Origin of the sequence: Bremerella alba (assembly GCF_013618625.1) — a bacterium.
GTDB classification, from domain to species: domain Bacteria; phylum Planctomycetota; class Planctomycetia; order Pirellulales; family Pirellulaceae; genus Bremerella; species Bremerella alba.
Map to the genome: position 1 here is coordinate 117,005 of NZ_JABRWO010000009.1, position 15,266 is coordinate 132,270.

Sequence of the window (15,266 nt, forward strand, 5' to 3'; positions counted from 1 at the left end):
ATTATGCGAAACGCTAAGACTTTCAAAGTTTATGGCCTGAGCGTCATCCTGATTACCTTGAGTCTCTGCGGTTGTTATGGTCGCTCAGACCAATGGGTAGAGGGGCGACCGCCGCTGGTCGATGCTTCGGGCGTTGCCACCATCAATGGCGAGCCTCTTGATAACGCGATCGTGACGTTTCGTCCTATCGAAGGGAACTACGCTGCTTTCGCACGAACACAGAATGATGGTTCATTCCAACTCACCACGTTCGATGATGGTGATGGTGCTGTTGCCGGAGAATTCGACGTGACCGTCTCGAAAATGGTCATTGAACTGGAACCGAACCCAGCCAACCCACAGGTTCTTCCACCGATCTACCATTCCGAACATTCAATGATTCCTGCGAAGTACAACAGCGTCGATAAGTCAGGCTTAACCGCCACGATCTCTGAAGATGGTGACAGCGATCTCCGGCTTGAACTGGTTGGGCTTCCGGAAAAGAAAAAGGTACTGGCTGACAATCGCTAGAAATGAGCAGCGATTGACTCCCTTGATGTTAAGTACGCAGCTTTCACCCGAAAGTTAGAATAAGGTGATTTCATTGGGCAAAATAGGTTCGCTTCGTCCCTTGAGTTCGCATCTTCTCTTTGTCCTTTTATTGGGAGGAGTCTGCTTAGGCTATTTACCGCAAAAAACGTTTGCGGAAAAGCCGCCCAACGTCATCTTCATTCTGGCGGATGATCTCGGGTACGGAGACGTTGGCTGCTTCGGACAAGAGCACATTCAAACGCCCTGCATCGACCAACTGGCCAGTGATGGTATGCGGTTCACTCAGGCCTATGCTGGAGCGACGGTGTGCGCTCCTTCACGATGTACGCTCATGACCGGCTTACATACTGGTCATTGTTACATTCGTGGCAACAAAGAGATTAAGCCCGTCGGGCAAGAGCCGATGCCAGGCGATACGTTCACCTTGGCACACTTAATGAAGCAGGCCGGATATCGGACGGGGTTAATCGGAAAATGGGGCTTGGGCTACCCAGATTCAGCAAGTACGCCTGATACGATGGGGTTTGACTATTTCTTCGGATACAACTGCCAAAGAAACGCCCACAGCTACTATCCTGAGTACCTCTGGCGTGACGACGAAAAAGTAGCTCTTGAGTCAAATGCCTATTCGCATGACGTGATGGTCGATGATGCCCTGCAATTTGTAAAACGCAATCAAGACATTCCTTTCTTTCTATACCTGGCATTCACGATTCCTCACAAAAAGTTGCAAGTGCCATCCCTGGATCCTTATGCGGACGAATCATGGTCGGAAGACGAAAAGATCTGTGCTGCGATGATCACGCGAATGGATAGCGACATCGGGCGTCTGATGGAACTTCTCAAAAAATTGCAGATTGACGATCAGACGTTGGTCTTCTTTACCAGTGACAATGGTGCCACCTATCGATTTGCTCGCTTCAATCACTCGGGGCCACTGAAAGGGCGAAAACGCTCGATGTACGAAGGTGGCATACGCTCGCCTAGCATCGCACGCTGGCCAGGCAAGATTCCCGCAGGCACCGTGAGTAATCAGGTTTGGTCATTCTGGGACATGATGCCAACGCTGGCGGACTTGACTAACCAATCGCTTGAGTCGGAGACTGACGGTATCTCGATTCTGCCTGCCCTCCTTGAAAACAAGTCCATCGAACATCCGCCTCTGTACTGGGAATTCCACGAGCGGGGATTCTCTCAAGCAGCCCGGCTAGGTAATTGGAAAGCAGTTCGCAACGGAGTCGGCAAGCGGTTGGAACTCTATGATCTAACCACCGACGTCCACGAAGACGTTGATTTAGCCACGAAGCACCCAGACATCGTTGATCGCTTCGAATCTTATCTAAAATCCGCGCGAAGCGATTCGGAACTCTGGCTGATTCCCGAATCTAAATAGCTGTTCCCACATTAGTGGGCTGTTTTTTGGGGAATCCGTTCACGATTCCTTTTGTCTCAAATTCTGTAACGAGCATAGTCTATGAGTCACTCATCAAGCGGGATAGATCGCCGGAGCATGTTCAAGCAATGTGTGGCTCTTGGAGCCGCAGTCGCGGCAAGTTCTTCCCTGGCCGGTCAGGAATCAAAGCGTAACGATTGGCACATACGTGCCAAGGATTATTTGGCAAGTCTGGCTCGAAGTGACAATGGATACGCATGGGAAGACCAGCAGGAATCACACCTCACTCCAACCTATGCCGTGGTAGGTTGTCTGCATCGCTTAAATGCGCTGCCGGATCAAACGGAAAAGCTAGAGCAGTTCGTTCGTACACATCATCCGGCAGCCTGGAAAAGACTGGAACAAGAGCATCGCGAATTTGAGTTTCAGCAAATTCAAACACTCCAGTGGTTAGGAGCAGATGCATCCGACTTTGTGGACGTAGTAAGCAGTTGGAAAGAACCGGTGCCCTACCTGCCACAGTACGAGAAACACCGCTATCCGGTGTTTCGATTTCAGCTCGCCGCTTTTACATGTCGCGATCTACTTGAACTTCCACTGGAGGATCTTTCACCTAAGTTTATCACCTACCTCGATGAGCGCCGCCGTAAAAACGGCAGCTTTAATAATACACCCGCCAACCAAGGCGGCGACGGGAATGCGCTCAACACGCTTTGGGGCCTAGAGGCCCTGACCGCACTAGGCCGCACCAGTGAACTCAAGAGCGAGGCCATTGACTGGCTTCAAGCTTGCCAAGGGGCAGAAGGTGGCTTTCGATGGTGCCCCAAGCCTGCCTATGCGGGCCAGGAAGACCTGGCTTATACCTGGGCGGTAGTTCGTGGTTTGTCGCTTCTACAAAGCAGCCCAAGCGATATCGAGGCAACCTTGCGGTCCATTCACGCGTGCGCCAACGACGATGGAGGATTTGGTGACCGCCCCGGTTGGCAGACCAATCCCGTAGCCACTTTCTATGCAATCGACACCTTGGCCACGCTGAACGCACTCAATCGCCCTCTTGCCCCTATGCATAAGCCAAGCGTGATTGTACCCAAGCCAACAGAAGACCTGAAAGTCTTTACTTGCCAAGTCGAGTCGCACGGCCTAGGAAGCCCGGCAGATGCCGTCTGTCTGGCTAAAAGCTTAAAGATTCACCTATGGGGAGCCAAGAATGCTGAGCCCGCTTGGATCGATACCGCTCAAAGACTCGCCGACGAACAAGACGTCCAGGTGACCTTCTTTCGTGCCAATGAGGAATACGGCACATGGGTCGATGTTCCAGGTTTCGGCACCTATAGCCATACAAGCGATGTGATTTCCCCTGCCGCCGGAAGCATTGGTGAATCAATGACTGGTAAAGGGGATCTTTCCTGGGCAGAGTTCCGAAGAAAACGATTGCCAACCCTCATTAATAACGACGGTCGTCTTATTTGGCAATTTGGCGAGAACGAGGAACTTGCTCGCATCTTCTTGGACGATTCCATCCAAAGGGGAGGATTCGCGGCTATCAGCACCTTTCACTTCGGGAACCCTGACTTCACCAACAGTGAGCCATTCCTGAAGCGATATACGGGGCAATTGCCATTTATCGCGCTGCACGACGCACACGGACCTGAACCTTGGTGGTTTGCCGACAAAACAACCGGCTTTCGAACCCTGTTTCTTGCGAAAGAGCCAACCTGGCAAGGATGGCTAACCGCGCTCAAACATTGCTGGACAGCCCCCGTTCGACGAGACGAGTTTACGAAGAACCGAATACGAATTCATCCCGGTTCAAAACTCGTTGCCGACATCGTGATGAAGAATCAAAACCAATGGCGTTGGTGGGATAACGCCGCCATCTCGCGACCTCTTGTTTCACTCGTTGCCGTCCGTGCCGAGGACCAATACGAGGCGGCTCGCCCTGAAACGGGCATCAATCTTCGCGTTCGATGGGCCCACCATCACACGGCACACGGACAACTCAAGACACCACTCGCTGAATTCATTTCACTTATCGTCGACGGAAAGCAGATAGCTCCGAAATTAGTGGAACGCTACGGCGGACGTGGCAATAAACTGGCCGATCGCTACTATCTATGGGAAATGCCTACGGTTCATCCAGGAGGCCATCAAGCTACGGCTACTGTTCGGTCACTCGAATCGAATGACAAGGAAAGTCAAACGATAGCGTATTAATTGAGCTAGTAAGTTGCGTCATGTTTTTGGACATTTGATTCTGTCTAACGGCGGGCGTGACCTGGGCGATCACGATTGCAATAGCCTCGGAAAAGTTTAGATACTTGTTCAGGGAAACGGGTTTGCCACTAATGAATTCCCGCTGTGTTGCATCGTTCCAGACCAAGATCTGATCGGGACGGACATTCTTTACGTCAAACGAAAGGGGAACGGAGGCTTGGGTTAAATTGACGCTCTGCATCGTCGCTTTGAAGTGCAACAAACGATTTCGCCGAGTAAGATCGAACAGCCGTTCGCGCAATCGCGTCAGTACCACTGCTTGCTTCGTTCTAGAATCCTTCTCCTTTAAGCCTTCAATGCGCGCCAAATCGATTTCAAAGTCGACGCCTTGATCGTGGTAGTTCTCCAGCGTCGACAAGATAGCCGGTAAGTCTTGTGCTCGGCGGTGCCGATCAACCTCGGTCATCCTGACAATGGCTCGGGCCAGGACGGGATGCAGCACAGGCCGAATCTGGAAGAGGTTGTCACGCGAGTGCGCGAATCGTTCCAGGTCATTTGGTTCAGAGAAGTCGAGCCCACATGCGAGGCTCGCCAGGATCATGCCCAGGCAACGTAGCCTGGCAGAAATACAGGTCGGGCAATCTGTTCACCAGGTACACCTATCGATAGGTACGTCGTGCTTTCTTCCCCTTCGTCGATCGATGAGGATCGCCTACTCTCGTTGACAATTTCGACGCTCGAAGGATTCAGCGACTGAATTTGCTTGAGTTCGCTTGGGTTTCGTCGAAACGGAAGCCGCTTTGCCTCTTCAAACCAAATGCGGTTTCCCTCGACATTCAAATTTTCAAGGCCGACAAGCGGAGCGACGCGTTCGGCTGCGTGGGCTTAGGAACTAGCAATAAGTCGACCATTCGTCGCGTCTTGACTTCAATGGTCCGTTGAGCAAGCAGGTCAAGTTCATTGAGTGCAGGCTGCCCTTGGATCATTTCAGTGATCTTCGTTTCGGCATCGACATCTTGGTTGTGCCACAATCGGACAGCCCTGGCACGAACATAGCTCTCCGGATGCGAGAGACTTTGCGATGGTCCTGTCTCCCGCTCGAAGATCTCTGCGGCCTGCTTGAGATAGCTTTCGGCATTAACTGTATCTAGCCCAGAAGAAATCTTCACCAGGGAAGAAATAACTACGTTTGGATCTTCGGTTACAAATAGCGAGCCGCGATCGCAAAAGATTTCGTTGTACAACGAAAGCAGCCGCATGCTCTCCAAATGTGCCGGATGAGCTTTGCGATCGATGGTCAGTGCGGCCAAGATTTGGTCGACAATCAGGAAGTCACCGTCCCATTGCTGCCATAATAGAAGGTGGGAAAGCTCGTGAGCAAATACGGATAGAAGCTCCTCGCGGCTCAGCTTCGATGTTATGGGACCAAACAGGATGATATGAGCCTCGCTGGGTAAATAGGCCAAACTGGCGTTCATTCCTTCCGCGTTCTGGGCCTGATAAATCGTCAGCGGCACGTCAAGGTTTAGCCGAGATAGGGCGAGGTCGGCAATCTCGTACCAGTCAGACTGCGAGTCGCGATCAATTCGATAGGTCGACTTAAGCAACTCGAATCGAACCGATTCCGCCTGGTCCTCCCGGACGCGGTGCGAGCAATACCAGTTCCAAATCTCCGCCTCTTCCTCCCTCAAATAGTCTCTTATCTGCTAGTGATACGGCAGTGGCTCCAAGGGGTAAGCGACTCAATCGGCTTCTCGCTCACAGTCACACTCAACAACAAAACAGGGAATTAGACATGTCCGTCAGTTGGACAAAGCGGTTCCTAATTTCCCGCACTAGACGGTACAACTCAAATAGACAGCTCGAAAATTTACTTCGCAGTTTATACTACGAAGAAAACACCCTCCTTGCACATTCAGCTTCTGCCCATGTTTTGTTCGTCTTACATGATCGCATGGATTCCAAAGCATTGGAGCCTAGGCAATGAGGAATCGTAAATCCAAGGGGTTTTTGTTCCTCTTGGGACTCTTAGATAGAGTCAGGCTCTTCTTTCATTTCAACGAACAGCCGTGTTGCAGAACTGGTGGCTTTTTTGTCGGCGTCATAGTACTCGTAGACGACAGCTGGCGGGACCACGATGTCGACCGGCATCGTGGCCGTGAGCTGGTATCTAAGCGTCAGGGGTAATTCCGGCTCAAGATTCCTCAGGTATACGATGATGGCACGAGGTGTGATCTGATATTTCTCAATTTGCCCGTTGTCCAAGAGCCTGGCAAAGTCGCCTGTTTCGACCGTAAAGCCAGCGGGAACTGGTAAATTGAGCATGACCATAGGGGCCGACGAATCTACTTGATTGGCTACGGTTGCCGTGGCTGCAATCGCTTCATTCACGAAGAGTTTTGTACGATCGTAATCGAGCTTCACCGAGAACGGCTGGTCCCCCTCAGCAGTGGATTTGTTGGGCGAATGGTATCGCATAGTCACTTGGTAAGAAGTATCGCGTCAGCGTCAGGCAGTTGTCCAAGCTATATCCCGATCTGGTGAAGGTCCAAAGCAGGGCAGGGACTCGCCAGGCCGCTAACCAATGGTGGGCCGATCAGTTCCGGGATCTACGAAGGGCAGAGATTGCCAACGAGCTTACGGCCCTGGAGATCATACGGGACTTCCAGCAGACGCTCAGGGATCAAGCCGTACAGGCTCGGGACTCAACGTTGGTCTTCGAGATCGATCAACGTTTGACCCAACTCCAGACGCTCTTAGAAGCTGGTCAACCGCCATTGTGTCTGCTGGATGCATTGACTGCAATTATGTGGACCGGCAGTGACACCATTCTGGCTCCAGCAGATCTACTCTTAATCCATTCAAGCTATCCGGGCCAACCCTTGGAATGCCGTTGCATTCTGACCGCGTACCCTCGTTAAAAGAGGTCTGAGGAGGCCTTACGAAAAAGCGAATGACGGTTCCGCAAGGTAATGGAAAACACGGTGAAAGGAATTGCAATCATGGATTGGAATGGGCGATTCGGATGAGCGAAAAGAACGGACGTCACGCGAGCGATATAAGATACTATGTAAGTTCGCTACGCCTGGGCGTGAAGCAATTCGCCTCGCGGACGCCAAATCCAGGAGACGATGTTCTCCGGATGGAAACGACTCGATTCCTGGAGTCGGAATGAAACATCACTTCTTCTCGAGGCGGGAAAGCCAGATGTCACTGCCCCCCAGCCCTCCCTCACGTCCTGTTATCAACAGCAATGCCTTACTATCCTGAACTAAACTTGACAGACCGCTGCCGGTCTTGGCATTGGGAAACACTCGCTGCGGGGTCGACCAAGGTTCGCCCCAGTCTTGCCGGGTCACATAAAACAAACGATAGTCTTTGCCGCCCTCGGAAGAATCAATATCCATTGGATAGACGAAGATCCTTCCATCGTTGCTTAGCGATCCCAGCCCAACTGGTTGGGCCTCATTCGGCAAGGGATCTTCTCTCACTTCTCCGAACGGCTTGTCCGTTGATGAGCGGCGACTTATTAAGAGAAAACTCCGAACGTCTGTCCCTTCCTCTTGTGGTCGCGTTATCGGGCGAACTTGAGTAAGCCCATCTTTCGTCAGTGTGTAGTCGCGAAAAGAGCGCGTTGCCCAAGGGTCCGGAATCGATTCTGACCATGGTTGGGATTGTGACGTACGCGTCGACAGCATATTGGATGCCCCCCGGCGAAATCGCAGGGTAAGTCCATCACCTGAGATGTTCGGCAGTTGCTCACTATTACCAACCGTATTAATCGCTGCGGGCAAACGAACGGCAGCACTCCATTCTTCGTCAACCGAATCGCGAGTAGAAATCCATAGATCACGGTCTCCAGGCCGCAATTGATCTCGAGTTGAAGAGAAAACGATCGTACAGCCGTCATCTGTCATATCAGCGCTTAACTCGAAATGTTTCGAGTTCACGATCGGCCCCAAGTTTTCCTGGATACGCCAAGTCCAATCGCCCGTCGCCAGTAAATCCGCAGCCGCAATCGATTCGGTAAGCGTAGGGGAATTCTCACTGGATTTACCATACCTCTGAGGCATAAAGATCGGACTGAGAATCAAAGCAAGGAAAATGGTCAGGGCGAGTACCGAGAGTACACCGATGAGCATTGATCGGTTTCTGCTTGTGATTGAGGGAATCGTCGAAGCCGGACGGTCAGCACGTTCTTGAACGTTTTCGGCTCGATCCCTAGAGAGACGGCTAGGTTTCGGATTAGGTGCAGTAATATTGCAGGCATCAATCGCCTCCACAACCTCTTGCATCGACTGAAAGCGATCAGCAGGCTCTTTGGCAACCATTTGCTGAAACACCGCGTTGACCGACTGCGGCACGTCGGCTCGTATCTCACAGATAATCGGGATTTCGCTTTCCCGATGCCGTACTAAAACCTGAAAAACGGTATCGCCTTGGTAGACCGGGTCACCAGTCAGTAAATAGAAGAGCGTACACCCGAGGCTGTACACATCCGTTCTCGCATCGACCAGGTGCGAATTGAGAGACTGCTCTGGTGCCATGAAGGAAGCGGTGCCCAGTACCATACCGGCAGTTGTAATCTCACTTTCCGCGAGAGAACTATCTCGGCGATGCACTCCACTTTTGTCGAATTGCATCAATGACTCATCGACATGTGCAAGGCCCAAGTCCAGGATCTTAATCGTATCTTGGGTATTCAAGAGCAAGTTGCCGGGCTTGATATCGCGATGTATGACTCCGTGCTGGTGGGCGTAATCAAGCCCTACAGCTGCTTGGCGAATCGAGTCGACCGCCTGGCTGAGTGACATGGGGCCCGACTCTCGAATGATTTGTCGCAAGTTCTTTCCACGCACGTATTCCATAACGAGAAAATTGATGCCGCGTGACTCGTCCGCATCATAAGAACGAACGACATTAGGGTGTTCCAAGGTGGCCGCTACACGCACTTCACGTCGAAAACGTTTCACATGGTCCGACGAACCCAACATCTTTGGCGATATAATTTTGACTGCAACCACGCGATCCATGCTGCGATGGATGGCCTTAAAAACCATTCCCATTCCGCCCACATCGATCAAATCGACAATAAGATATTTGTCGATGAGTAGCTCGGGCTCGCCTCGCAAAAGAGCTGTTGCCTGATACTGAGTTAGCTTTCCTTCCTGCACCAGCTGAGCGGCAAGCGTTCGCGGGTCTGGCATCTCGGATTGCTCAGGACGATGATCGCTAACCGAATCCAACTCGGCCTGACTAAGAATTCCTACCTCAGAAAGCTTCGACAGGAATTGTTCACAGTCGACCGAAACGTCGTCGTCTATACTCAATTGTGAGTGAATAGGAGCGTCTGGGTCGGTCAGGGTGAAGTCAGCGATGGCCTTATCGGGAGATTGTTCGAGCGGATCATTGTTGGCGTTGGCGTGGCCCAACAGGGAACGAACATTTTGAAGAAGTGTTGCGTCTGTACCACACTCCTTTTCCAGCCAACGATCACGCTGCTGCTCCGGAATTTCCATCGCCGCCAGAAATATTTGCTGCAGTCGTTCCAGGTTAGGGTCGGTCGTCATCGTCGTTTACCCTCTCGGCATGGCTACCTAACTCACGGTACAGCCACGCTTTCGCGAATTTCCAATCATTGTTGACAGAGCGAAGCGAAATCCCCAACTTGTTAGCAATCTCGTCTCCGGTCATTCCGCCGAAGAATCTTAACTCGACGACTTCGGCGGCACGTGGCATGACCTTGGAAAACGCCTCGAGGGCATCGTTCAATTCAAGGACATCTATCCTATTGGCGTCTTCCGTAACAGAAATGTGCAACGGAATTCCACGACCGGTTTTGCCACCGCGTTTCTGGGATTTTCGTTGTCGTGCGTAGTCGACCAACAGGCGTCGAATAATGTTCGCGCCAGCCGCGAGCATCATAGATCGATCGTCTTCTCTCAGATTCTGCTGTTTCTGTAGTCGCAGATAGGCATCGTTAACCAGAAGCGTCGGTTGTAGCGAATGCCCAGGCGTCTCTTTCGCGAGCGCACATTGTGCTAGTCGGTGCAATTCGTCGTAGAGAGGCTGATTCCACCTATTTTCGCCTGATTGATTTGGTGGGTCGGTCATTTGTGACTTTCATACGCGAATTATAGTGTGATACTCATCGTCGCAACTGTGAATAGTTCCCTAGGCGTCGCAATGTAACCGATGGCTGATTGTCCCCCAGGAACATAAGTGGTGCAACTAATCAATAACTTTCGAGACGGTTCATCTCGACCTGGTGTAGGAAACGATGCATCACTAGTGACCAGAATTCGATGACGTCTTGATGTTACCCCTCTGGCCAAACGAGAAATTTTCTCGCAAACGGTTGCACAAGCTCGGAGTAAATGTCGCCAAGCATGATGAGGGAAAGCCTCGCCAGACTTAAAGAAAAGGGGAAAGCCATGAACGAAAACGACCTTCACGACTATTGGGCCTCACAAATTGATGGTTCACGAAACGTTGCCAGCCCGATGAGCATGCTCGGGGGACAAACCTACGACAACTGGCAAGGCCGGCAACCTAATACAGGTCTGACCCTCTATGGAGGAGACGCTGGCAGCCTCAGCGGAAGTGGTGATTCGATATTCGACGCGTCTCGGGAGTTTGCTGAAGAGTGGACCGAATTCGTTTGCGAGCTTCTAGAGGATTGGTTCAACTGGGTTCCAGGTTGGGTCGGACTGGCTTTCAAGTTTTCCAGTGTATTCGCAATGCTAGTTGTGGCGGTTCACTTCGAATTCACTGGCCTCAGCCTATTGGGGTTCGCCGCCGCAGGCTGGTTCGTCCCTAAAACAATCAAGTGGACAGCTATCCTCACACACTACTTGACCCTATGTCTGTTGTTCCTGGCCTTCTGGGCCGTCGTATTTATGGTCATGCTCGCAGCGGCGTTGGGGGGCCTCTGGCTGGCAGTGGAGCTGATCCGGTAAATCGCGACAAAGTACAGCGATCGCCTAATTATGTGGTTCGAAGAATTCTCGGGGGAGAAGGTTGAATGTCTATGTCTAAAATGCACTTACCTCACCAGTCAGTAAACATTCGTTGGTTTTCGATTGTCCTCATTCTGTTTTCGATCGGAGGCTGCTCTGCGGAGTCTCCCGTCGACGATGGCGATGCGGGAGTCTTTGAGGAGACCGAAGATGATAAGCGAGTCGGGCAGACGCGGAAAGCGAACGAGCATTCGAATCTGACCAATCTCAAGCTAAATCGCATTGGAAGCGGCTCAGGTATCACGCCCGAGCAAATCACCGCTGCGGCAAAGAATACAGATGTCAACTTTACACAGCTCAAAGACATTCGAAGCAAGTTCTGGAAGACTAAACCTGACGACTCTGAGTATGAGTCACTGCGAAAGATCTATGCCGAAGCGTTATTGGAGAAGGACATTCAGATTCTCCACGCAGGCATAGCCACAGGGAGCGATGGTTTTTTATCGAAAGTAGTGCGTGTCAGTCTGGATGGCGGAGTCTCAGAAATCGCCCGCCCAGCACTAAGTAGATGGGTGGATGGCATTCGCAAGCATATGGGCATCCGCGAGAAACAGCGGTATCAGATGCTCGAGAATATCAATGCTTATGACCGTATCCGGTTTAACAAAGCCCTTGCAGCGACCCAACACCTAGCACAGCAGTACGAAACCATGCGTGACTGGGGTGAGTATGTCGCGGCTGGGCGGCACGAAGACTTCTACCCAACGCCAGAGTCGTATGTGGCCTTCGTCCTACTTACCGATGGTGAAGGAGTCTCGCAAGAGCAGGCCCAGGCCAAGTATCACGACTTCGCCCGCATGATAGGCGAGGAGATAGTCTTGGTTGCTTCCCAGAAGCAGCGACTGCACCCGAAAGATCGCTACGGGTTTCAGGAGGGTAGCAAAATGAAACTGATGTATGACCTCATGCAAGAGATAAGTCGTGCCAGTGACGTCGGCTTCATTCTCAATAATTTCCGAATGTTGGCTCGCGCTGACGATCGCTGGGCAGAAGCAGTATCGGATTACCAAGAGATGATGCAGTTGATTGACTCGGAAGTTGCTTTGAAAGCCGCATCTCACGTTCGACAGCGTTCGGATGCTTCGCTTGAGCTCTTTCTTCGCGAGATACGTCAGCATAGCGACAAATATTGCTTCTTGGCCGTGATTGCCCGATCACATGGCATGCAGTGGAAAGAAGCCCAAAATCAGTATAAGGAACTGTGCAAGATCTACGGCGAGGCCACCGTCCTGAGGGTCGCAAACCATGTTCGCACGGCTAAGGTTGTACACGGTCAGTATGGATCCGAATACATCGAGGATCCGAGTCAATTGATCAACGGAGAGGGGCCTGACAAAATAGCACTCGTGACGCGCGAAGAGGGCATGTTGACACTCTTGAAGTTAGAGCCACGCAAAGAATTACCAACCGAAAAAGAGAACAAGCCCCAAACGGCGATTTTGGATACGCTTTCTCCTGATAATCGTCTATCCACGGCGTCGCTTCCTGTCAACGTGCTCGATAGTGGACTGGCTGCCCATCAGGGCGGTGTAGCAGTCGGTCTTTCCGGCATCAAGCCAGGACAAGTCCTGGGCTTTACCGTCGGTAAATCGACCGACAAAGTCGTCGTCTTTGAAGTGGGTAAGACCGAGGAGCCGGTTTCTATTAGCAATTCAGATCTACTCGCATCGCCGGTTGCCTTGGATATGTCGGAACGATTCGTCATTGTTGGCAAGAGGCACGCGTGGCTTGGAGATCCCAAAACGGGCCGCGGCCCGCGTATCAATGCAGGCGAAGCGTATGTCTTCGATCGAAACACTGGCAAGCTCGTAACCAAGCTTCGTCTCCCCAATAGCCTCATAAGACGCAATCTCGGCTTTGGATATGCGGTGGTTACCTATGGCGACTACGCTGCCGTAGGCGCGCCATGGGGTCGCGGAAAATTTGAAGATGAAGGAGAAGTTCATCTCCTGGACGCCACCAACGGAACCTATTTCACGAAGATTGGTATGCCGCGGCAGTATCAAGGCAGTCATCGCTTTGGCTCAGGATTGGCATCTGACGGAAAGACCCTTATGGTCTTAGCCACGGGCGAGGGAGAGTACGCGGAACGGGAGCCTGGCGTGTTCCTATTTAAAGCCAAGCATGCCACCTTCATCACAAAGTTGGAAATCCCCAAAGACGATTCTCTTCAGAAATCTTTCGGGCAGTCGATGGCAGTTTCTGGAAAATGGGCTGTCGTCGGGTATCCAACTCATGAAGAAGGAGGATCTGCGTTGGTCTATGACTCTACCTCGGGAACACTACTTGCGACGCTGAAGAATTCGACGATCGATACGAATCCTAACGAGCAACCTCCTCTTGGAAAAAGCGATCTAGTTTCGCTTATCCCACAAAAAGGGATCCATGACAACCATTTCGGTAAGTCGCTTGCTATCTCAGGTCAGACTCTAGTCGTCGCATCTGACAAGGCCTTGCACGTATATGACGTGGCGACATCAACAGCTCAATATGTGATCCCCATCAACGACTCCATGAAGTCAAAGGGATTTAGAATTCAACACGTGAGTCTTGATGGAAACATCATCGCAGCATCACTCTCGAACGGTACCGGCGGACGATGGAGCCATCATGTTATCAATACAGACGAATTCCGCATTGACTAGGCTTTGTTCGTGTCCACGGTGATCGCTCCATAAATTATGTTCCCAACAGCACTTCCAGCAGGTTCTGATCGTTCCTGCCGACTTTTAGCCGTTTGTTTGACCTGACCCCTTTAACCGCGTCCATTCGGTAAATTAGTTTTTTGCTGAATGCATGCCCAATTGAAGGGAGATTTCTTATGCCCAGAAGACGATTTTCGCCCGAGCAGATCATTCAACATCTCCGTGAAGCGGAGGTGCTTCTTTCTCAGGACAAGACGATTGCCCAGGCCTGCAAGGCCATCGGTGTCACGGAGCAGACTTACTACCGCTGGCGGAAGGAGTACGGCGGTGTTCGTACCGATCAGGCCAAGCGTTTGAAAGAGCTCGAGAAAGAGAATGCTCGGCTCAAGCGGTTGCTTGCTGATGCCGAGCTCGACAAGGCGATCCTGAAGGAGGCCGCTTCGGGAAACTTCTGAGCCCGGACAAGCGACGGCGAATCGTCGAGCATGTGCGAGACGCCTTGGGACACGAGCGAGTCTCGGAACGGCGTGCTTGTCGCGTGCTTGGGCAGCCTCGTTCCACGCAGCGCCGTGCTCGCTGGGTTCCCGATGACGAACCTCGCCTGGTCCGGGAGATGATTGAACTGGCCGAACAGTACGGTCGTTACGGCTATCGGCGAATTACTGAGATGTTACGCCGGAAAGGTTGGCAGGTGAACCATAAACGTATCGAACGCCTATGGCGTCGCGAAGGCTTGAAAGTACCGAAAAGGCAGCCGAAACGACGTCGGCTGTGGTTGAATGATGGTTCGTGCGTTCGCCTGCGGCCGAGTCGTCGCGATGAGGTCTGGAGCTATGACTTCGTGCATCACCGAACGCATGATGGTCGAGCTTTCCGGATGCTGACGCTAATCGATGAGTATACGCGAGAATGCCTGGCGATCGATGTGGCTCGACAACTAACCAGCGAGGATGTTTTGGAGCGTCTTAGCGACCTATTCGTTCGCCGCGGCGTGCCGGACTTTATTCGCAGCGACAACGGCTCGGAGTTCACCGCCACAAAGGTCCGTGACTGGCTGGAACGAGTCGAGGTGAACACCTTGTACATCGAACCAGGCAGTCCCTGGGAGAATGGCTACATCGAATCATTCAACGGGAAGCTGCGAGACGAGCTTCTTGACCGGGAGATCTTCGACACGCTGCTGGAGGCAAAAGTGTTGATCGAACAGTGGCGAGTCGAGTACAACACGGTACGCCCGCACAGTTCGCTGGGGTACCGCCCACCAGTACCGGAGGCAATTCTTCCAGGGGAAGCTGCTTCCGCTACGCCGTGAGCACCTTCCCCTGGAAGAATCCTTGAAGAATATCACTTAAAGACTGGTTTCATTCGTGGGGGCAGGTCAGTCCCGAACGCAGCGCTCTACCAGGCTGAGCCACACCCCGAAGGTGGTTGGGATTGCATGCGGATTGCATGAAATGCCCGGGG

The 15,266-nt window shown here is 52.1% G+C and carries 12 protein-coding genes; 7 read left to right on the forward strand and 5 right to left on the reverse strand.

Features of this window, described 5'->3' with window-relative positions; genetic code table 11:
- Positions 1-3: 3 nt before the first annotated feature.
- The 3 genes from HOV93_RS16210 to HOV93_RS16220 all read left to right on the forward strand — a co-directional run bounded on the left by HOV93_RS16210 (position 4) and on the right by HOV93_RS16220 (position 4,138).
- A complete protein-coding gene (locus HOV93_RS16210) occupies positions 4-510 on the forward strand; it encodes a carboxypeptidase regulatory-like domain-containing protein (RefSeq protein WP_207397572.1) in 507 nt (168 codons plus the stop codon).
- Positions 511-610: 100 nt separating this feature from the next.
- Positions 611-1,924 (forward strand): arylsulfatase, encoded by a 1,314-nt coding sequence (locus HOV93_RS16215; RefSeq protein WP_235990492.1) that lies wholly within the window; start codon positions 611-613, stop codon positions 1,922-1,924.
- Positions 1,925-2,005: 81 nt separating this feature from the next.
- Complete coding sequence (locus HOV93_RS16220) at positions 2,006-4,138, forward strand: prenyltransferase/squalene oxidase repeat-containing protein (RefSeq protein ID WP_207397574.1); 2,133 nt, start codon at positions 2,006-2,008, stop codon at positions 4,136-4,138.
- Here the strand turns inward: HOV93_RS16220 and HOV93_RS16225 are convergent.
- The 3 genes from HOV93_RS16225 to HOV93_RS16235 form a co-directional block, all read right to left on the reverse strand.
- On the reverse strand, positions 4,083-4,739 hold the full coding sequence (locus HOV93_RS16225) for a hypothetical protein (RefSeq protein WP_207397575.1): 657 nt from the start codon (positions 4,737-4,739) through the stop codon (positions 4,083-4,085). The genes HOV93_RS16220 and HOV93_RS16225 overlap by 56 nt on opposite strands.
- A 235-nt stretch (positions 4,740-4,974) precedes the next feature.
- Positions 4,975-5,745 (reverse strand): M48 family metalloprotease, encoded by a 771-nt coding sequence (locus HOV93_RS16230; protein ID WP_207397576.1) that lies wholly within the window; start codon positions 5,743-5,745, stop codon positions 4,975-4,977.
- A 421-nt stretch (positions 5,746-6,166) separates the two neighbouring features.
- Positions 6,167-6,616: a hypothetical protein gene (locus HOV93_RS16235; RefSeq protein WP_207397577.1), complete on the reverse strand. Its 450-nt coding sequence runs from the start codon at positions 6,614-6,616 to the stop codon at positions 6,167-6,169.
- Between the two features lie 38 nt (positions 6,617-6,654).
- Between HOV93_RS16235 and HOV93_RS16240 the strand changes: the two genes are divergently transcribed.
- Positions 6,655-7,059, forward strand: a complete 405-nt coding sequence (locus HOV93_RS16240; RefSeq protein ID WP_207397578.1) for a hypothetical protein — start codon at positions 6,655-6,657, stop codon at positions 7,057-7,059.
- 258 nt (positions 7,060-7,317) lie between these two features.
- Here the strand turns inward: HOV93_RS16240 and HOV93_RS16245 are convergent, their stop codons facing one another.
- Positions 7,318-9,708, reverse strand: a complete 2,391-nt coding sequence (locus tag HOV93_RS16245) for a serine/threonine protein kinase (protein ID WP_207397579.1) — start codon at positions 9,706-9,708, stop codon at positions 7,318-7,320.
- Positions 9,692-10,252 (reverse strand): ECF-type sigma factor, encoded by a 561-nt coding sequence (locus HOV93_RS16250; protein WP_207397580.1) that lies wholly within the window; start codon positions 10,250-10,252, stop codon positions 9,692-9,694. The genes HOV93_RS16245 and HOV93_RS16250 overlap by 17 nt, the downstream gene beginning before the upstream one ends.
- 320 nt (positions 10,253-10,572) lie before the next feature.
- On the opposite strand from HOV93_RS16250, the gene HOV93_RS16255 reads away from it, so the two are divergent.
- The 3 genes from HOV93_RS16255 to HOV93_RS16265 all read left to right on the forward strand — a co-directional run bounded on the left by HOV93_RS16255 (position 10,573) and on the right by HOV93_RS16265 (position 15,114).
- Positions 10,573-11,097: a hypothetical protein gene (locus HOV93_RS16255; protein WP_207397581.1), complete on the forward strand. Its 525-nt coding sequence runs from the start codon at positions 10,573-10,575 to the stop codon at positions 11,095-11,097.
- 65 nt (positions 11,098-11,162) lie between these two features.
- Positions 11,163-13,802, forward strand: a complete 2,640-nt coding sequence (locus HOV93_RS16260) for a hypothetical protein (protein WP_207397582.1) — start codon at positions 11,163-11,165, stop codon at positions 13,800-13,802.
- A 176-nt stretch (positions 13,803-13,978) separates the two neighbouring features.
- Positions 13,979-15,114, forward strand: a protein-coding gene (locus HOV93_RS16265; RefSeq protein ID WP_207397583.1) for an IS3 family transposase whose coding sequence is annotated in 2 segments (ribosomal slippage) — positions 13,979-14,243 and positions 14,243-15,114 — 1,137 coding nt in all. Because the reading frame shifts where the segments join, the coding sequence is not laid out codon by codon here.
- Positions 15,115-15,266 lie beyond the last annotated feature (152 nt).